The organism is Psychrobacter sp. TB55-MNA-CIBAN-0194, assembly GCF_040309505.1.
GTDB lineage: Bacteria > Pseudomonadota > Gammaproteobacteria > Pseudomonadales > Moraxellaceae > Psychrobacter > Psychrobacter fozii.
The window spans coordinates 452,299-471,662 of sequence record NZ_JBEOOW010000001.1; the positions used below are offsets into that span (position 1 = coordinate 452,299).

The 19,364-nt window shown below is 41.4% G+C and carries 14 protein-coding genes; 7 read left to right on the plus strand and 7 right to left on the minus strand.

The genetic code is table 11. From position 1 onward, the window contains the following. Positions 1-340 precede the first annotated feature (340 nt). Positions 341-769, plus strand: a complete 429-nt coding sequence (gene accB / locus AAEY75_RS01800; RefSeq protein ID WP_352258062.1) for an acetyl-CoA carboxylase biotin carboxyl carrier protein — start codon at positions 341-343, stop codon at positions 767-769. Positions 770-925: 156 nt separating this feature from the next. Further along, positions 926-2,287 (plus strand): acetyl-CoA carboxylase biotin carboxylase subunit, encoded by a 1,362-nt coding sequence (accC, locus tag AAEY75_RS01805; protein ID WP_197133427.1) that lies wholly within the window; start codon positions 926-928, stop codon positions 2,285-2,287. Positions 2,288-2,471: 184 nt separating this feature from the next. Here the strand turns inward: accC and AAEY75_RS01810 are convergent, their stop codons facing one another. Then, a complete protein-coding gene (locus AAEY75_RS01810; protein ID WP_352258064.1) occupies positions 2,472-3,092 on the minus strand; it encodes a hypothetical protein in 621 nt (206 codons plus the stop codon). A gap of 361 nt (positions 3,093-3,453) precedes the next feature. Beyond that, positions 3,454-5,241, minus strand: coding sequence for a 2-isopropylmalate synthase (gene leuA / locus AAEY75_RS01815; protein ID WP_352258066.1), 1,788 nt, complete (start codon positions 5,239-5,241; stop codon positions 3,454-3,456). A gap of 217 nt (positions 5,242-5,458) precedes the next feature. On the opposite strand from leuA, the gene AAEY75_RS01820 reads away from it, so the two are divergent. Further along, positions 5,459-5,947 (plus strand): Lrp/AsnC family transcriptional regulator, encoded by a 489-nt coding sequence (locus AAEY75_RS01820; protein ID WP_201551744.1) that lies wholly within the window; start codon positions 5,459-5,461, stop codon positions 5,945-5,947. Positions 5,948-6,359: 412 nt separating this feature from the next. Here AAEY75_RS01820 and AAEY75_RS01825 read toward each other — a convergent pair whose 3' ends face one another. The 4 genes from AAEY75_RS01825 to AAEY75_RS01840 all read right to left on the minus strand — a co-directional run bounded on the left by AAEY75_RS01825 (position 6,360) and on the right by AAEY75_RS01840 (position 11,472). Beyond that, positions 6,360-7,673, minus strand: coding sequence for an ABC1 kinase family protein (locus tag AAEY75_RS01825; protein ID WP_352258068.1), 1,314 nt, complete (start codon positions 7,671-7,673; stop codon positions 6,360-6,362). A 90-nt stretch (positions 7,674-7,763) separates the two neighbouring features. Next, positions 7,764-8,558, minus strand: coding sequence for a HesA/MoeB/ThiF family protein (locus AAEY75_RS01830; protein WP_197216131.1), 795 nt, complete (start codon positions 8,556-8,558; stop codon positions 7,764-7,766). A 56-nt stretch (positions 8,559-8,614) separates the two neighbouring features. After that, positions 8,615-9,493 (minus strand): peptide chain release factor N(5)-glutamine methyltransferase, encoded by an 879-nt coding sequence (gene prmC, locus AAEY75_RS01835; RefSeq protein WP_197216132.1) that lies wholly within the window; start codon positions 9,491-9,493, stop codon positions 8,615-8,617. Then, the gene (locus AAEY75_RS01840; RefSeq protein WP_352258070.1) at positions 9,490-11,472 is read right to left on the minus strand and encodes an AmpG family muropeptide MFS transporter; all 1,983 of its coding nucleotides are present in this window, start codon (positions 11,470-11,472) and stop codon (positions 9,490-9,492) included. The genes prmC and AAEY75_RS01840 overlap by 4 nt, the downstream gene beginning before the upstream one ends. 801 nt (positions 11,473-12,273) lie before the next feature. Between AAEY75_RS01840 and katG the strand changes: the two genes are divergently transcribed. Continuing rightward, positions 12,274-14,451, plus strand: coding sequence for a catalase/peroxidase HPI (gene katG, locus AAEY75_RS01845; RefSeq protein WP_352258244.1), 2,178 nt, complete (start codon positions 12,274-12,276; stop codon positions 14,449-14,451). Between the two features lie 340 nt (positions 14,452-14,791). Next, entirely contained in the window at positions 14,792-15,733 is a 942-nt protein-coding gene (locus AAEY75_RS01850) for a LysR substrate-binding domain-containing protein (RefSeq protein WP_352258072.1), read from the plus strand. Between the two features lie 43 nt (positions 15,734-15,776). Here the strand turns inward: AAEY75_RS01850 and AAEY75_RS01855 are convergent, their stop codons facing one another. Next, entirely contained in the window at positions 15,777-17,708 is a 1,932-nt protein-coding gene (locus AAEY75_RS01855) for an ORC-CDC6 family AAA ATPase (RefSeq protein ID WP_352258074.1), read from the minus strand. A 388-nt stretch (positions 17,709-18,096) separates the two neighbouring features. Here AAEY75_RS01855 and AAEY75_RS01860 point away from each other — a divergent pair, with 388 nt between their 5' ends. Beyond that, positions 18,097-19,098: an LLM class flavin-dependent oxidoreductase gene (locus tag AAEY75_RS01860; RefSeq protein ID WP_352258076.1), complete on the plus strand. Its 1,002-nt coding sequence runs from the start codon at positions 18,097-18,099 to the stop codon at positions 19,096-19,098. A 48-nt stretch (positions 19,099-19,146) separates the two neighbouring features. Next, complete coding sequence (locus tag AAEY75_RS01865; RefSeq protein WP_352258078.1) at positions 19,147-19,299, plus strand: hypothetical protein; 153 nt, start codon at positions 19,147-19,149, stop codon at positions 19,297-19,299. The last annotated feature ends 65 nt before the right edge of the window (positions 19,300-19,364 follow it).

Sequence of the window (19,364 nt, forward strand, 5' to 3'; positions counted from 1 at the left end):
TTGTCTAACGTATCGTTGATTCCAAATAATTTCGATACAAGGAAGCCGAGTGCAAGCGATACATTAGTATGGCTAATGAGAATGACGATGTAGCGGATTTATATGGATTTAACTATAGTATCTGGTAACCATCACTGGCGCTATATGGTTACATAGACTATGATAAATCATTGAACATTTCTTACGCATAACATATACGTACGTCATAATATGTAAAAAATCTCAGTTAACAACTGTACATCGATTGCTCATTGACGTGAATATAGGTATCATTAGCAATTATCTGCACAATATTTAGTTACACTATTTCTCGAATTTAGTACAAGGCAAAATTAAAACTATGGATATTGAAAAAATACGCACTCTGATCGCACTCATGGAAGAAAGTGAACTGGTTAATTTAGAAATCAGCTCAGACGACGAACACATTAGTTTGACTCGTCACTATGATGCCCCTGCACCAACGATGATGGCTGCTCCTACTGCGAGCGCGGCTCCCATTGCTGCCGAAGCAAAACCAGCTGTCAAAGCCGGTAGCGTTGAGACATCACCAATGGTTGGCGTTTACTATTCAGCTCCTAGCCCTAATGACCCACCTTTCATCAAGGTTGGACAAAAGGTACAGGCGGGTGACACACTCGGTATCATTGAAGCCATGAAAATCATGAATCCGCTTGAAGCAACTCAAAGTGGCGTCATTGACGAAATCTTAGTCGACAATTCTGAAGTAGTACAGTTTGGCCAACCTATCGTACGCTACAGAGCATAACGATAACTTTCGCCAAACTTTATCTCATTATGATTGAGACCTCGTTACCATTTGGCATCTGAATTTGAGTTATAGTGCATTAACTATAATAGCTTAGGTTCATGATGCCAAAATAGCGACTCTATCAATGACTGCCGCTTCGACAAGGATGACCCCATGATAAAAAAACTGCTCATCGCCAATAGAGGTGAGATTGCCCTACGTATTGTTCGAGCTTGTAAAGCGCTTGGCATAGAGACCGTCGGTGTCTACTCCACGGCTGATGCCAACTTGATGCACCTGCGTTTTGTTGATGAGGCAATCTGTATTGGCAAACCTAATGCCAATCAAAGCTATCTTGATATCAATACTATTCTAACCGCTGCTGAAATCACTGGTGCCGATGCCATTCATCCTGGTTATGGCTTTTTATCAGAGAATGCTGAATTCGCTGAACAAGTTGAAGAAGCTGGTTTGACTTTTGTTGGTCCTAATGCTGATCATATCCGCTTAATGGGCAATAAAGTTTCTGCTATCAATGCCATGAAAAAAGCGGGTGTGCCTACCGTACCTGGTTCTGTTGGGGCTGTGACACTACATAACGCTGAAGAACAAGCTCGCAATATCGGCTTTCCCCTATTGATCAAAGCAGCTTCTGGCGGCGGTGGTCGCGGTATGCGTGTCGTTGAGCGCTTCGAAGAAGTAATCGGACAAGTACAAGCTGCCAAACAAGAAGCTGAGCTGTGGTTTGGCGATGATACGGTCTATATGGAACGCTATCTACAAAACCCGCGCCACGTAGAAGTACAGGTACTTGGTGACGGTAACGGTAACGCTATCCATCTATATGACCGTGATTGCTCATTGCAACGCCGCCATCAAAAAGTACTGGAAGAAGCCCCTGCACCAGATATCCCTGACGACGTACGCGAGCCTATTTTAAGAGCCTGTGTCAAAGCATGTGAGCTCGTAAAATATCGCGGCGCGGGTACTTTTGAGTTTTTATTTGAAAACAACGAGTTCTTCTTTATTGAAATGAATACTCGTGTACAGGTTGAACATCCTGTGACCGAAATGATTACTGGCATTGATGTGGTCGTTGAGCAGCTTAAGATTGCAGCTGGTTATGGGTTGTCTTATCGTCAAAGCGAAATTGAAATCCAAGGTCACGCGATTGAATGTCGTATTAATGCTGAAGATGCTGCGACCTTTGTGCCTTGTCCTGGTACCGTTAGTCAATTATTTGCGCCAAGTGGCTCAGGTGTGCGTTTTGACTCGCACCTATACCCTGGATATGAGATACCGACTTATTATGATTCATTGATCGGTAAGCTTATCTGTCATGGTCAAACACGTCAGCAAGCGATATCTAAAACGTTGCATGCACTCGATGAATTAGTGATTGAAGGTATCAAAACCAATATACCGTTACATCGTGATGTGATTTTGGCAGATGATAACTTTGTTCATGAAGCGCAAAATATTCATTATCTCGAAAGAGAGCTTTTGACTGCTAATAAAGAAAAAACCAAGTCATAAGTTATTCAACTGGCTCAGAACCTAAAAAACCGCTATCTAAATAGACAGCGGTTTTTTATTTGTACAAGTAATAGGGTTAGGCCAAGTGCTTGATGCTAGATAGCTATACTTTAATGCATATAGCCATATGTAGAAATCGATGAGCGGTGTTCGATAGCGGTGATAGATGATAAACACCTGACCTCTATGGCAACACTTTATGAAAATTCATAAAACACTCTTTTCCTTCAGGATCTGCACACCACTGCATCTGATTACCATCGTGATTCAAAAAAGCAATCAATGCTTCACCAGTCTGATCAACTTGATTACCAGAGCAGTCTATTTCATTGTTGTCAGAGACCGTTCTAATCGCAATGACTGGTAGCCCTTCCTCTCGGTGAGTGACCAGATAACGACTGTAGGTCCTCTCTTTACCACTCACTGCCCACATCTCATTGTCAGCCCCAAAATTATACAACTCGCGGCACTGATTTGACTTTTTCGCAGATGCGTTCAATGTTGTATTAATATTAGGCTTGATATCAAAAACACGATTTTCACTTTGCGAGAAAATACCGCCCTCTGTACTAGTCATTACTTTAGGCTCGGTACTTTCCGCCTGTTGGGAAGATTGCAGCGTGTCTTGCTCGGCTTTGGCTTCTTTTGTCATCGTAATTGGACTATCTAAGTCGATCTCCCATTGTCCTGCAATAGCTGGACTAATATGGGTAGTAATGGTCGGCTTAGTGATAATTTCACCATTCGCTGGCACTGAAGCCAGAATAGATGCCAATGTCACTGAAGCAAAGGATAGAGGTTCCATGATTAACCTTATGTTTATATTAATATAATAATAGGTACTATATACATTAGCGTAAGTCTTAGACACCAAAAACACAAGTAATATTATGCTATTGGTCTTAGCACGCTAAGCAGTTCAAATATAGACTGTGTTGCGGTAGCACCCTCTAAAATGGCTTTTCTTTTTCTTATACAAAAAAATAACACCATCACTTCACTTGCTATAAGCAAGAAGCGATGATGTTATTTGCTATAGTCAATCCTCTATAAGTTGGATACGGTGTTAGTCTCGCTTAGTCTACTACTAGTAGCACTTTCACTCGCCTTCCTTGTATCCAAGTTATATTGAACAGACTATATCTCAAACTTAATTTTTTCTGATATTAAGCAGTAGTCACAGTGCCAAGTGCTTGAGCAAAGGCTGATAATGCACCTTTTAGCATGGCTGACACGGTGCTACTACAAGTACCGATACCTGAGTAAACCTCACCATCGACATTTAGCTGAATATAAGCTGCTGCGTTGGCATTGGTTTTGTTATCACGATTGGTGTCATCGTCGATGCCATCACCGCTATTGTGCTGCGGATTGATCGCATGTTCAGCATAATTGATAACATGTATCGACTTGCCTGTATGCTGAGCAAGACCATCGATGAATGATGACAATGGACCGTTACCTGTACCATCAATATTGATGGTTTCACCATTCATTTGTACTTGACCGTCAAAGCACACTTCACCCGCTTTATTATTGACACTATAATCTAATAGCTCAAACTCACCTTGCTGTAGATAGGTGTTTTCAAACGCCTGTAAAATCTCGTCATTTTGTAATTCACGTGCTGCACTTTCAGCTTGCTTTTGTACCACACCGCTAAAGTCAATTTGCATCCAACGCGGTAAGTTAAAGCCATAATTACGCTGCAAGATATAAGCGACTCCGCCTTTACCCGACTGACTGTTGATACGTACCACGTCTTGATAGCTACGACCAATATGCGCCGGATCAATCGGCAAATAAGCCACATCCCAAACGTTGTCTGTTTCGTCTTGATGTTTTTCATTATAGTCGAGAGATTTTTTGATGGCATCTTGATGCGAGCCACTGAAAGCAGTAAATACTAGCTCACCGACATAAGGATGACGCGGATGCAAAGGTAAATTATTACATTCGCTAACGACCTGAACGATTTCACTCATATTACTAAAATCAAGATCCGGATCGATACCTTGGCTAAACAAGTTCATCGCCATGACCATGATATCCATGTTACCGGTACGCTCGCCATTACCCAATAACGTCCCTTCGATGCGATCCGCACCAGCCAATACACCAAGCTCAGCAGCAGCAACCGCACAGCCACGATCATTATGCGTATGCAAGCTGACAATCACATGCTCACGCTGGGCAAGATGACGGCAGAAATACTCAACTTGATCAGCAAAAACGTTAGGCATAGAGGCTTCAACCGTCGCTGGTAAGTTAAAGATTACTTCCTGACCATGTTGCGGTTGCCATACGTCACAGACTGCATCACAGACTTCTACTGCATACTCAGTCTCTGTTTGGCTGAAGCTTTCTGGTGAATACTGAAAGACCCACTCTGTCTCAGGATATTTCGCGGCATATTGCTGCAATAGCTTGGCACCCGTGATAGCAATTTCTTTAATCTCGGCTTTGTCTTTGCCATAGACTTTTTCACGTTGAATGCGGCATGTTGAGTTATATACGTGGACAACAGCACGCTTCGCACCTTTTAATGATTCAAAGGTACGAGCAATCAAATGCTCACGAGCTTGTACCAAAACTTGCAAAGTCACATCATCAGGCACATGGTTTTCTTCGATAAGTTTACGAGCAAAATCAAACTCAACCTGCGCAGCTGATGGAAAACCAATTTCGATCTCTTTAAAACCCACATCGACTAGAGTCTCAAAAAAGCGCATTTTTTGTTCGATAGTCATCGGATCAATCAGTGCTTGGTTACCATCACGCAGATCCACACTTGCCCATATCGGTGATTTCTCAATTGTCTTGCTCGGCCAAGTACGATCTGGCAACGATGGTGCAAATGCAAATGGACGATACTTTTTATAATCAAACGCGGCATTTTTGGGTGTAACCTTTGCAGTCGTAGCGGCTACAGTGCGTGTGGCTTGGTCAGACATAATCAATCCTTAGAAAGTATGGGAATTTATGTTGTAACTAAATGGTTGATGACTAGGTCAATCTTTCTCATACGAGATAACCAATGTTTATGTCATTATAATATCAAAGTTTGCAAGATAGAAATCGGCTTTCTTCTATTAAATTTTAGGTTTTTTTAGTGGAAAAGTTTATATTGATAAGTATAATTAGATGAATTCACTAATAAGGTCATAAATTATGCCAAACAGCTCTTTTGATAGCACCTCTTTGGCTGATATAGATGAGACTGATAGACAATTATTACGCTTATTACAGACTCAGGCACGCATGAGCATCACGGAGCTTGCTGAACACGTGAACCTTTCAGCCACGCCTTGTGCTCGCCGTATTAAACGCTTAGAAGATGCTGGCGTTATCACTGGTTATTACACCAAAACGGATGCGCAAAAGCTTGGCTACCCGCTGGCCGTGTTCATTGCTATCAGTATGGATCGTCATACTGCCGAGCGCTTTGAACAGTTTGAATCCAAAATACAGAGCTTTGATGAAGTCATTAGCTGCAGTATTGTCACAGGACGTTCTGAAGACTATCTCATCAAAGTCAGAGTACGTGACATGGCGCATTATGAAGAGTTTTTATTGCACAGATTGAATCGTATCGAAGGCGTCGCCCAAGTACATACAAGTTTTGAGTTACGAGAGGTGTTTAGTCGTAGCGTAGTGTAAACAACTGCTGCTAAATTCGTGAGTGAGTACACTAAGTATAGGAAAAAAAGCTTTTAGAGGGCGTAATCATGACAGAGCCATTTTTCGGCAATGATCACAATCCTCTGTCGGCAATGAGCATAGCCCTCTGTATCAGGGTATGCAAATGATATTGGACGTATTGAGAGCACAGCAGTTGTATAGAATCGAGCAATGCCTGTCAATGACACTCTATACAACCTCTCATTAAAAGCGATAACATATTCAATAGTATAGTCGATTCAATTTAAAAGTAGTACAAGGCAACCGAGTGTAGATGTATATGTGATACTTCAAGTGAGGTTAACGCTGTAATACTTTTATAGTGGAATGACTATATTCAATATAACTGGTGAGGTTACATCCGTTTAATCGCGTCTAATGCCAATGACTTTTATGCTTGCCCTAGCATTTGTACGCGCTGATCGCTAAACATGTCCATATCCGGCGCAAGTGTACGCATAAACCGATCAAAATACAGCATCTGCTTAGTCAATAAGGCAAAATCACGTGGGAAATGAATACCATGACGCTTACCTACTTCTACAATCTCAAGCATCATTTGATTGAGCTCATCGGCTTGCTCTTTACTATTAAAAGGTACGCCACTCGTAAAGGCTCTGTCTTCTGCCATGATGGTCTTCATCATACGCTGTAGATCATCACCCAGTGCCACCACATCGACCTGATTGCCACCATGCGTCATCTCCATATCAATCATATGACGCGCCATTGCTTGATAGTCACTGTCTTGCATGGCTTGCATCATGCCCATACACGCACGCCAGCTTTCCGCTTTTAGCTTACCTACGATACCAAAGTCTAAAAATCCAATGCGGCCATCAGTCAATAACATCAAATTGCCCGCATGCAAATCCGCATGAAAACTATTGCACAGCATCAAACTAGCAAACCATGTGTTCAATGTATCTGCCATAACTTGTGCAGGATCAGCACAGTACTGACGCATGAGCGACTCATCGACCATAGAGACACCATACAAGCGACTCATGGTCAGTACACGCTTAGTGGTCAACGCTTCATATACGGTCGGAGCCACCACACGAGTATTGCCTGATACGGCTAAGAACTGCTGAAAGTCACGGATATTCTGCGCTTCAGCGATAAAATCTGTTTCTGCTAGCATACGCAGACGAATCTCATCGATAATTGGCGCAATACTGGCAAACTTCATCGATGGCATAAGGATTTCAAGTAATTTGGTCACGCCATGCAATACGCCCAAATCCGTCTGCATGATGGTCTCAACGTTAGGCTTTTGCACCTTTAACACCACTTCATCGCCATTGTGCAAGCGTGCAGCATGCACTTGGGCAATAGACGCTGAAGCCAATGGCTCTGAGTCGATATGGGCAAACTTGTCATCCAGCGTCATGCCGTCAGCCGCCAACTCTTCTTTTAGCACCTGCTCGATATAAGCATAAGACAAGGGCGTGGTTTGATCTAAGCAGCTTTGAAAAGCTTTTACGTATTCACGTGGAAATAAAGACGGCGTGCTAGCGATGAATTGGCCAATCTTGATATAAGTCGTACCTAATTGCTCGAACGTTTCTTTTAATAGCATCGCGTCGGGCTTTTCCCCTCTCGCGACTCTGAGCGCTGACAGGCCTGCCACACTCGCCGTTTGGCGAACACGATTGACAACATTGAACGTATGTTTTAATAAATGCGGACGGTGAATTTTCATAAGAAACAACTATGGTCATAAAAAGGATGTGGGAAAATAGAAGGTAATATGTGCAGATGAGCCAAGTAGCCACCAACTCATATCTATTGATTAATGACTGCTACAGACAGGACACTCTGCATCTTGGCGATAGCCCATTAGCCGTTGTTGCATTTGGCTACCATCCCATATGAGCAGCTTATTTGTCAGTGGATTTTTGGTTAATCCAAGGTATTGCAGGGCGGCATTGGCTTGCAAATTTCCCATAATCGCAGTCGTGCTAGCAAGCACACCTGAGTTGGCACAAGTACGCTCATCAGACTCTGTATCGCTCACCACTGAACCAAACACGCAATGATAGCAGCCAGTATTTAACTGTGGCTCATACAAAGCTAACTGTCCTTGCATCGCAATTGCAGACGCAGATAATAACGGAATCTGATAACGCACACTAATACGATTGATCACATCACGTGTGGCAAAATTATCAGTACAGTCTAAGAGCAAATCAGGCTTATCGGTCGCTATATCGAGCAATTCATAAGCATTGTCTTCATTCAAACGCGCCACCGTACCGCGAGCAGTGATTAAGGGATTGGTCTTCTCTAACATCTGCGCCGCTGCGATCGCTTTAGGCTTACCGATATCTTCAGGTAAAAACAATGTCTGACGCTGTAAGTTACTGGCTTCAATCTCATCGTCATCAATTAGATGAATATACCCAAGCCCTGCACGCACTAGCGTCTCAGAAGCAGGACAACCTAGGCCTCCTGCGCCTATCATGACCACACGAGACGACTTCAAGCGTATCTGAGCATCAATATCCCAGCCATCGAGTAATATCTGCCGTGCATAACGCAGCAGCTCATCATCCGATAGCTGCGCTGTCTCTAATGAATATGCCATATTTAACCCTTATCTACTACAGTCTCAAATCTATTCTCAAACAAAAAAACTGTCTATTAAATTTGCCCTAGCGTCACACGATCATTATCACCGTAGTCTTTTACCGTATGAACAGACTCAAAGCCATTATCCAGAAACAGCTGTCGAATAGCCACTCCTTGGTCAAAACCATGTTCAATCGCTAACAACCCACCTACACGCAAGTATTGCGAAGCTGTCTGGACGATATGCTCTATATCAGACAGACCTTGATTGGGGGAACTTAATGCGCTAATAGGTTCAGCGATTAAACGAGCCAAATGCTCATCTTCCTCATCGATATAAGGAGGATTGGACACAATCACATCGAATCGCTGACTGTCATCAGTAGGCAGACTGTCGTACCAACTGCTTTGTATAAACTCAATATTGGCAACATTATTGCTCACGGCATTGTGCTGAGCAACGTTAAGCGCCTCTGACGATAAATCAACCGCCACGACTTGCCAATTAGCTTGCTTAAGTTCATGGGCAAGACTAATAGCGATACAACCTGACCCTGTACCCAAGTCAAGCAAGCGCTTTGGTCGACTATCACCTGCACGATTTGATTGCGTATTTATCCAACCTAATACTTGCTCAATCAACACTTCAGTATCAGGTCTAGGAATTAACGTATGCTCATTAACAGTAAACGTCAGCGACCAAAACTCCTGTTGACCCGTCAAATACGCAAGCGGTATTCCTGCCTGCATCTTGGCAACACCTGCATTGAATTGCTCAAATTCGCTGTCTGTTAGCTGATAACCTTCATCTGTCATCAACGCTATCGCAGGCTTATCAACGACATACAACAGCCAGTCCGTTAGCCAAAATGACGGTAGCTTGCTGTTCTCAGCCTCATTCATCCATTGCTGGATGTGCTGCTTTATCTGACGAATATTTGATGCGGTCATATATAGTTCTTAAAAATAACGTACATAGCGAATAATAAGATAAAAACCAGATACAACCACCGCTCTGAAACACGTGGCCGCTCTTTGGTATCACTTAAGTTTGGATTAGACTTGGATAACTTATCCCCCATACCATTACTACTGTTTCCATCACTGTTGTCATCATCGCCATAAATGTCATCGTTGTCGCCAATGACGATATGCTTATCGACATAGTAAATCAGCGCCAGAATCGGAATACCTATTGCAAAGGTAAAAATGAAGAAAAATGGATAGCCCATATTATCGACGATAGCACCCGAGTATCCGCCCATTACTTTAGGAATCAACGTCATGAGTGATGAAAAGATAGCATACTGTACCGCTGTAAAACGAATGGAGGTCAACGCTGATAAAAAAGCAATAAATACCGCACTGGCCAGTCCTGCTGCTAAGTTATCAAATATGACCGCAACATACATAAACGGCAAACTGCCTGGATTGTAAGTGAGTAGCACAAATAACAAATTGGTCACACACGCCAGAATTGCGCCAATCATCATGGCATGCATCATACGGAAACGCTGTGCTAATAGCCCACCCAAGAACCCACCCGCAATCGCCATAATCACACCGACGAGTTTCACTGCATTGGCGATATCTGTTTTACTAAAGCCCATGTCTTGATAAAAGACGTTGGAGATCACGCCTGCCACAATGTCTGAAATACGATACAGACCAATTAGTGCCAGTAATAAAAACGCCTTTTTACCATAGCGTCTAAAGAAATCTAAAATAGGCTCAACCCAAGTGGCCATCGCCACTTCTTTTTTGACCAACCCTACTTGTACAAGCGCATAACCTGCAGCCATCGCCACACCCAAGCTTATCAGCAGATGCAATGTTTCTACAAAGAAGCTAGAAAACGCGCCTTCGAACTCTGGAAATAATGGTCCAATCAAGACATAAGCCATGACAAATGCAACGACAGAGAATACAAACAGCAATACCAATCTTACGTAATCTTCGCGAGTTTCAGCAACTAATGGGGCTTTATTAATAATTTTAGGTTGGTTGATAATGAAGTACAGCAGCAATAAAGGCGCACAAGCGACCAAGGCCAAAAAGTAAAATTTAATCGTTGGCATTGCCATTAATGGTATTAGCGCTAAGGTACTGCTAAATACTTTATTAACCAAGATATTGATTAAATATATCAAACTAAAAATCAATCCCGGTATTAGTAGTAAACCAGAATAAATCAGGAATACCTTAAGATTGCTCTTCTGCTTTTTGTGTTGTAACGTCTCAGCCGTTGGCTCATAGCTGGCAAACGTGGTCAATACCCCTAACGTCATGACACCTGCCATGATGTAGTAAGTATTACGCCATGCCTCATAACTATAAAAAGTCTCATTCGAGCCAAAAAAGTCAGCCAAATATAAAGCGCCTGCCCCAGCGACAATCATACCGATGCGGTAACCTGACACATAGATAGAAGATAGAATCGACTGCATCGATGGCGGTGCCAATTCAATGCGGTAAGCATCAATCACGATGTCTTGTGTAGCAGAAGAGAAGCCCAACAGCACCGCAGCCCCTGCCATATAGACTAAAACGTCTTCACTAACAGGGTTTACATTTGCCATCAAAAAGATAGCCAATATGATAAGTAGCTGCGATACCACCATCCAACTACGGCGTCGGCCCAACCATTTGGTCAGAAATGGTACAGGGAGCGCATCGATTAATGGTGCCCATATAAACTTAAACGAATAGCCAAGTGCTGCCCAACTAAACATGGTCACAACGCTACGATCAATGCCAGCTTCTCTGAGCCATAAGGACAAGCTTGAGAAAATAAGCAGTATGGGAATACCCGCTGAAAAGCCCAAAAACAACATGATAATGACACGAGGGTCTAAATAAGCTTTTGCAGCCTCTCCCCATGATTTTTTGACAACTGCTTGATTGGGTGGTACAGATTTGACAGCAGACATAATAGCTCACCAACAATTCAGACAAAGAACACAACCGTGCACAATTTTTATCAATCTTTAGAATAAGTTATAAACGAAAGGATCGATAAAAATTGCTCTACGTTGCACCAATATTACGATTACAACAAAATTCAGTTATGGTACTTGAGAACCTTTATTTTGACTAGATGTTTTTACATTAACTTATGGCTCGTAGCCTTTGTACAGTAGACTATCTTTCTAAGTAGTAACGCAAATGGTAGTAATATTTCAATAGGGTTGGTTTGGCTTTCTTTTTTCTTACTATCACCCCTTTTTAAAGGGTTCTAATAATGGCATTATCAATGGGCAACATGTAATAGATGGGCAATATATAAACAAAAATGGAATGGATGCCTGCTTGGTAGGTTTACCGCATGTTCAAATAGCCATTACTAAACCGATAGTAATGAGCGGTGGTACTAACAACGATTTTAATAAACAAAACATCAAGCTTTTTATGATTAATAATTTAAAACATATGATTCTTATATATTAGTTTTATAAATCTACTAAGTTTGGTTATGCTCTTTACATAAACAACGGTTACCAAGATTAACGGTTTGTTCTTTTCGATTATCATAACCCAGGAGTAATACCATGTCTGACTCAACCAATACTTCAACTGACAATAAGAACACAGCAGATAATAGCGGCTGTCCTGTAGACCATAAAGGCAGCAATACTGCATCAACCAATACCACCTATGATCAAGGTGATGGTCAAGGCCCAACAATCCATAGCGAAAACGTTGATAACTCACACGAGCCAAAACGCCCTAGCATGGGTGGCTGCCCAGTGATGCATCAAGCACATACTACCACTGCATCTGCTGCAACAGATTGGTGGCCAAATGCGCTTAATCTAGATATCTTACATCAGCAAGATTATAAAACAGACCCAATGGGTGCGGATTTTGATTACGCTGAAGCATTCAAACAGCTAGACTTAGAAGCAGTCAAAACTGATTTAAAAAACCTAATGACAAAATCACAAGAGTGGTGGCCAGCAGATTGGGGTCATTATGGTGGCTTGATGATTCGTATGGCATGGCATTCTGCCGGTACCTATCGCCGTGCTGATGGCCGTGGTGGTTCGAATACTGGTAATCAACGCTTTGCCCCTCTAAACAGCTGGCCGGACAATGTCAACTTGGACAAAGCACGTCGTCTATTATGGCCAGTCAAGAAAAAATACGGCAACAAACTGTCTTGGGCAGATTTGATGATCTTAGCAGGTAACATGGCTTATGAATCTATGGGCTTCAAAACTCTAGGATTTGCGGGTGGACGTGCTGATATCTGGCATCCAGAAAAAGACATCTACTGGGGTTCTGAGCGCGAATGGCTTGCCGCTACCAAAAACCGTTACGACAGTGATGAAGAGCGCGAATCATTAGAGAATCCTTTAGCCGCTGTGCAAATGGGTTTGATCTATGTCAATCCAGAAGGCGTCGATGGTAATCCTGATCCAATCAAGACAGCACAAGACATCCGTACCACTTTTGGTCGTATGTCGATGAATGACGAAGAGACGGTTGCTTTGACAGCTGGTGGTCATACAGTTGGTAAGTGTCATGGTAATGGTGATGCCAGTCTGTTAGAAGATGAACCAGAAGGCGCTGACATCAAAGAGCAAGGCCTAGGCTGGCGCAACCCTAACGGTACAGGTAATGCAGGTGATACTGTCTCAAGCGGTATCGAGGGCGCATGGACCACAAATCCAACCGAATGGAACTATGAGTACTTTGACCTACTGCTCAATCATGAGTGGGCATTAACCAAGAGCCCAGCAGGTGCATGGCAATGGGAGCCAGTCGATATTAAAGAAGAAGATCGTCCTTTAGATGCGCATGACCCAAGTGTACGCCGTAACCCAATCATGACTGATGCTGATATGGCGATGATTAAAGACCCTATTTATCGTGAAATTTCAGAGAATTTCCACAACAACCCAGAGTACTTCGACGAAGTGTTTGCAAGAGCTTGGTTTAAACTAACCCATCGCGATTTGGGACCAAAATCTCGCTATTTAGGTGCAGATGTACCATCAGAAGATTTCACATGGCAGGATCCAATTCCAGAAGGTAATGCTGATCTGAGTACTGATGATATCGATCGCCTAAAAGCACAGATATTAGACAGTGGCATTGATCATCGCGAGCTTATTATTACCGCATGGGACAGCGCTCGTACTTTCCGCGCTTCGGATTATCGTGGCGGTGCCAATGGTGCACGCATTCGTTTAGCGCCGCAAAAAGACTGGTTGGGTAATGAGCCTGAGCAATTAAATCGCGTACTTGCAGCGCTTACGACTATTCAAACGAACTTTGATAAAGAAGTAAGCATAGCGGATCTAATCGTATTGGCTGGTAATACCGCCATTGAAAAAGCCGCAGCGAGTGCTGGTGTCCAGATTACAGTACCATTCAATGCGGGTCGCGGTGATGCTAGCGATGAAATGACAGAAATCGAAAGCTTCTCTGATCTTGAGCCGATACATGACGGTTACCGTAACTGGATTAAAGGTAGCTATGTGGTATCCCCAGAAGAGATGCTATTAGACCGTACGCAGCTAATGGGTCTAACGGCTCCTGAAATGGTTGTGTTGGTCGGTGGTATGCGTGTCCTTGATACCAACTATGCTCAAAGCCAACAAGGCGTCTTCACTGAGCGTGCAGGTACGCTTAGCAATGACTTCTTCGTGAATTTAACTGACATGAGCTACACTTGGAATCCTATCAAAACGGATAATAATGAAGCCACAACACTATACGAATTACGTGAGCGCGCTACTGGTAGCGTGAAATGGCAAGCCAGCCGTGTCGACCTCGTATTTGGGTCTAACTCTATCCTACGCGCTTATGCTGAGCTCTACGCACAAGATGACAACTTAGAGAAATTCGTCAAAGACTTCGTTAATGCTTGGAATAAAGTCATGAATGCGGATCGTTTCAGCTAGAAACCCCCACAAATCATATCATTATTGAAGTTGTAAGATAAGACAGTCATCGAAAGGTGGCTGTTTTTTTATGTTTGTATCATATTATCTTAGGGTATGTCCTCATTTCAAATGATCAACAACCCGCTGACAAAAGATGCTATGAATACCTTTAGAGATTCAAAAACAACTTCCAATACATATTCTTTATACTTATATTCCAAAAATATATAAATAGATATCTATTTAGTATATACAAGAATAACCACTTTGTTTTACACTGTTCTCTTACTATATATTGATAGATTTTTATTTTATGTATACGGACAGGGTTTGTATATTTATATAACAGGATTAAGTTATGGCAATCGATGTAGTGGTCAATCAGCGACATTTACAGATTCAGCTCAAGCAGCTGGAAACAGTATGGCATACAGTGATTAATGGCTATAACTTAAGTCAAGCGGCGACCGTGCTACATACTAGCCAATCAAGTCTGTCAAAGCATATTGCGGCGCTTGAAAACCAGCTAAAGACCGAGGTTTTTGTGCGTCAAGGCAAACGCCTAACAGGTCTGACGACGATGGGTACAGCGCTCATGCCACATATTGAGTCTATCTTCGCTGAAATTCGTACCATTGAAAATCTTAGTCTTGATTTTAACAACCCAAATATCGGCACATTGACCATTGCTACCACTCACACGCAGGCTCGCTATGTATTGCCGCAAGTAGTAAAAGAGTTCAAAGAGCGTTTTCCAAAGGTCAATCTCATCTTACAACAGGCAGATCCAGAGACCATCGCTCAAATGGTGATTCGTGGTCAGGCTGATATTGGTATCGCAACCGAATCACTACTACACAATAACTATCTACGCTGTTATCGCTATTATGATTGGACACATCGAGTCATTGTGCCAAGCGACCATGAACTTGCTAATCAAGAGTCTATTGATTTGCCAACCCTTGCTAGCTATCCGATCGTGACCTATCACGGTGGCTTTACTGGACGTGGTGCGATTGATAAGACTTTCGACGAGGCAGGATTAGAGCCAGATATCGTGCTAGCCGCACTTGATGCCGATGTTATTAGTACTTACGTTGGTCTGGGTTTAGGTATTGGCATTATCGCCGAGATGGCGTTTGAGCCGAGTCATTATCAGAACTTGACCGCCATTCCAGTGGATCATTTTGGTCGCTTTACCAGTTGGATGGCAGTACGTGACGATGCCGAAATTCGCCAATATGGACGTGCTTTTATGGAATTATGCCAAAAGCAATTTGATCATAAAGATGAGATGTAAAAACTAAAATAATAGGTTGAAATTTGTTGAATTATTTAATAATTCACGTTTCAACTTCATTATTTGAATAATATCTGAAAGGGCTGGAAGATTTATCTACATTAATTTCACCTTTCTTCGCTAAAACCCTACCAGCCCATGCTGAGACTTTCTGAACTGTACATCCTACTGAATCTGCAATTTCTCTAGCTGTAGAAGACTCTTCTAAGGATAACTCAGAAATTAATCCTAATATTCTTATCTCAACTTCTGCAAAATTCCCACTTGTTACAGGCGACTCTTGATGAACTATCTCTTCTAATTTTTCGTCATCGATAAAGCAACGTTTTACTTTCACTTGTTTAACATCTTCTTCTGCATAAATTTTAGAGCACTCAGGGCATTTGTAACTTTTCTGTTTTGACTCTAAAAAATATGGATCGAATTCAGAAAGAACAGAGTTATATATAAAACGGATAGGGGTATATTCATCTTTTTTGTCAGCATATTTAATATTGTATTCGCTACAAACGTCATAATCTATTGAATACAAATTGTAGTTACCACCATGTTTTGATGTGACATTTTCCGATATAAAATGTATTAGAAAATTTTCACATAAAACATTAAGATATTCTTTTCTTAGTGGATCAGCCATAAAATGGCTTGCTGCTCTATCTGGAAATTTGTTTTTCTCTTCTATAGCCCTTGCTAAAATAGCACTCCACATATCTAAATGAAATCCTGGAACAAGTCTTTTCTTAACACTCCCAGTAAATTGCTTTTGATAAGTTTTTCTCGCGCTACCGATGCCATAATTAATTTCTGCTAACCCAATTTTTGAGTCTGAATTAGAGCTTGCTTGAACAAAGGCATTCTGAAGAATTATTCCTATAGTTCTTGAAACTCCTAAAGTTTCTCGCGTTATTCTGTAAACAATATCATTGAAATTAGCTTTAAAAACATCTGATGTTGACAGATTTGGACAGAAGCTTTTAATTCGCCTAACAATTAATGTTTCAACAAATGTTTGAGTCTTATTTATAGCAGCAATTGCTCCATTATATCTATCTGCGTATTCATTAAAATCAAGTGGAATAGGAAAAATATCACGTCCTACTATAATTCGTTCTCCAAAATCATAACGGTCAGTGATAACTCCTACTTTGAAGAACATTCCGATTCTAGAACCTAGAAATGATTTTAAAAGGGAACTAAATGTTGCTTGAGATGTTGGACTTAGGTCAGAATATTCGTCTATGAATACATAAATAGAGTCAATACCAGCTTTCTTCTTTATATCACTTATTTTATTTAAAAACTCTTGAACATTTAGCCCTTTAACTTGACTCTCAGTTTTACTTTGAGAAAGCTCAAAATTATCATTTTGACTTGCAGAAATCTTAGCGTTTGTTGTGGATAATTCTGCTGAAGCATCTACACTTCCTCCGATTTTTTTTGCGCTCGTTAAATCAACTACTTTAGACGAGGAAAGAGTAATACCTTCAACTAAAACTTTTTCAATAAAATCTAAATCATCTAAGGCAGGATTTTCTTTAGAAAAAATAGCAAGAAACTTTTCCTCAAACATTAAATTAAGTTGCTTTTTTAAGGAATCTATAATTTGACGGATAAAATGGATTTCTATCAGTTTAAGATCATTGTTTGAATCAAAGAGGTCGTTGCAAGTACTTAAATCTATATAAATTGGAAGCACCTTACTTTGTTCTATTAAAGTATCTTTATCCTTGAGTTTTGGTGATATAGTTTTTAAACACTCATAATAACCTCTTAGCAGATTAGTAGTTTTACCAGTTCCCCTTCTACCACTGATAAAGTTATCTTGTTTTTGAAGCAAGCTTTGAAGTATTCCAAAAAAGTCAATAAAATAGTCTTCTAAATTACCAAGTTCACTTAAATTATCTAATGTAATATAATCCGCTCGTAATATTGAGTCAAAGGCGCTTCTAAGTTTAAGTTTTTCCTGCGTGTTCATTATATGCTTCCTCTAAAATCACTCTAATTATTGCTCTTATAAGACCTACAAATGTCTAGTATCTCATACTTTAACTGTAATATGAAAAAAACTTTAATTTGCTCTAAAACCTAGATATCGAGGACTCTCAATCAATAGTTATAATTTTTTATTTCTTATGATTATAAAATGCTTATTAATTATTTATTTGTTGGTAAAAGATTTATCTTAATGATATCGCCTAGAACCAATAGTGGCGCTGTTTTGTTATCGTCCTTAACAATCACCTTTATATCTACAATAATTACCCCATAATATTAAGGGTCAAGCACTCAACGTTTTTTATAAGCAGCCTATAAGACTGTCAGAAAAACAATGAATGCTTTTAAACTGACCAAACAGGTGATTTATGAGTAAAAACATTCCCTTATCTTTTTTAGACCTCGCACCCGTACCTCAAGGCAAAACCATCGCTGAAGGTATTGCCCAGACCGTTGACACTGCACAGCAAGCAGAAAAATTCGGTCTGAACCGCTACTGGATGGCCGAGCATCACAACATGCCCGGTATTGCTAGTGCGGCAACCTCAGTACTATTGGCTCATATTGGCAGTCAAACCAAGCGTATACGTATCGGTGCTGGTGGCGTCATGCTGCCTAACCATGCACCACTCGTCATCGCTGAGCAATTCGGCACTTTGCAAGCATTGTATGGCGATCGTGTAGACTTAGGTCTGGGCCGGGCACCCGGTACTGATGGTGCGACTTTTCAGGCGTTACGCAGACAAATGAAAGATGCGGAGCGCTTCCCGCAAGACGTACAAGAATTGATGTACTTTTTAGGCAATGATACAGATGGCAGTGCTGTGCAAGCGTTCCCAGGAGCAAAATCAAATATCCCAATTTGGATATTAGGCTCGTCTCTCTTTGGAGCGACGCTAGCTGCACATTTTGGGCTGCCTTATGTATTTGCCTCTCATTTTGCCCCGCAAATGCTTGAGCAAGCGATTACCGCTTATCGTGAGCAGTTCAAGCCATCCGCTTATTTAGACAAGCCTTATGTCATGTTAGCCGCGAACTTGTTACTGGCAGATGATGATGCGACTGCACAGTATCACTTTACTTCAGCGCAGCAAAGCTTTGTACGCTTGCGCCGTGGTGAAACAGGTCAAATGCCAAAGCCTACTCACGATATGGATAGCATCTGGAGTCAAGCAGAAAAAATGATGGTAGATAATGCATTGTCAGTATCGTTCATCGGCTCTGTCGAAACCGTCAAACCAAAACTTGCTGCATTTCTCGCACAATATGAGCCAGATGAGCTGATTGTGACTGCCAACATCTACGATCAGGCAGCTCGTTTGCGTTCACTTGAACTTACATCTGAGCTAAACTTGTTTACTTTACAATGATATATGACAATTGCATAATTATTGATAAACCCTAATAAGACAAGTGCTATGGAAACTTCTACTTTGATTGGTTCATCGATATTTTTGTACATTGTCGCGTTTCTTGCCGTGATGGTCGTTGGCGGTTATTTGACGTACCGCACCAGCCCAAAACGTAAACAGCGCCGAGAAGATAAACGTAATAAAGACAATTTGAATTAGGCCGTATCTTCATACAAAAAGCCCCCTTCTCTTATTTGAAAAGGGGGCTTATTTAATTTCACTAT

What these genes read in the sequence shown, in the direction of transcription:
- AAEY75_RS01850 (WP_352258072.1), top strand. Translation starts at nt 14,792, where the DNA reads ATGGCAATCGATGTAGTGGTCAATCAGCGACATTTACAGATTCAGCTC.
- AAEY75_RS01860 (WP_352258076.1), top strand. Translation starts at nt 18,097, where the DNA reads ATGAGTAAAAACATTCCCTTATCTTTTTTAGACCTCGCACCCGTACCT.
- AAEY75_RS01810 (WP_352258064.1), bottom strand. Translation starts at nt 3,092, where the DNA reads ATGGAACCTCTATCCTTTGCTTCAGTGACATTGGCATCTATTCTGGCT.
- AAEY75_RS01855 (WP_352258074.1), bottom strand. Translation starts at nt 17,708, where the DNA reads ATGAACACGCAGGAAAAACTTAAACTTAGAAGCGCCTTTGACTCAATA.
- AAEY75_RS01820 (WP_201551744.1), top strand. Translation starts at nt 5,459, where the DNA reads ATGCCAAACAGCTCTTTTGATAGCACCTCTTTGGCTGATATAGATGAG.
- AAEY75_RS01840 (WP_352258070.1), bottom strand. Translation starts at nt 11,472, where the DNA reads ATGTCTGCTGTCAAATCTGTACCACCCAATCAAGCAGTTGTCAAAAAA.
- accC (WP_197133427.1), top strand. Translation starts at nt 926, where the DNA reads ATGATAAAAAAACTGCTCATCGCCAATAGAGGTGAGATTGCCCTACGT.
- accB (WP_352258062.1), top strand. Translation starts at nt 341, where the DNA reads ATGGATATTGAAAAAATACGCACTCTGATCGCACTCATGGAAGAAAGT.
- leuA (WP_352258066.1), bottom strand. Translation starts at nt 5,241, where the DNA reads ATGTCTGACCAAGCCACACGCACTGTAGCCGCTACGACTGCAAAGGTT.
- AAEY75_RS01825 (WP_352258068.1), bottom strand. Translation starts at nt 7,673, where the DNA reads ATGAAAATTCACCGTCCGCATTTATTAAAACATACGTTCAATGTTGTC.
- AAEY75_RS01865 (WP_352258078.1), top strand. Translation starts at nt 19,147, where the DNA reads ATGGAAACTTCTACTTTGATTGGTTCATCGATATTTTTGTACATTGTC.
- katG (WP_352258244.1), top strand. Translation starts at nt 12,274, where the DNA reads ATGGGTGGCTGCCCAGTGATGCATCAAGCACATACTACCACTGCATCT.
- AAEY75_RS01830 (WP_197216131.1), bottom strand. Translation starts at nt 8,558, where the DNA reads ATGGCATATTCATTAGAGACAGCGCAGCTATCGGATGATGAGCTGCTG.
- prmC (WP_197216132.1), bottom strand. Translation starts at nt 9,493, where the DNA reads ATGACCGCATCAAATATTCGTCAGATAAAGCAGCACATCCAGCAATGG.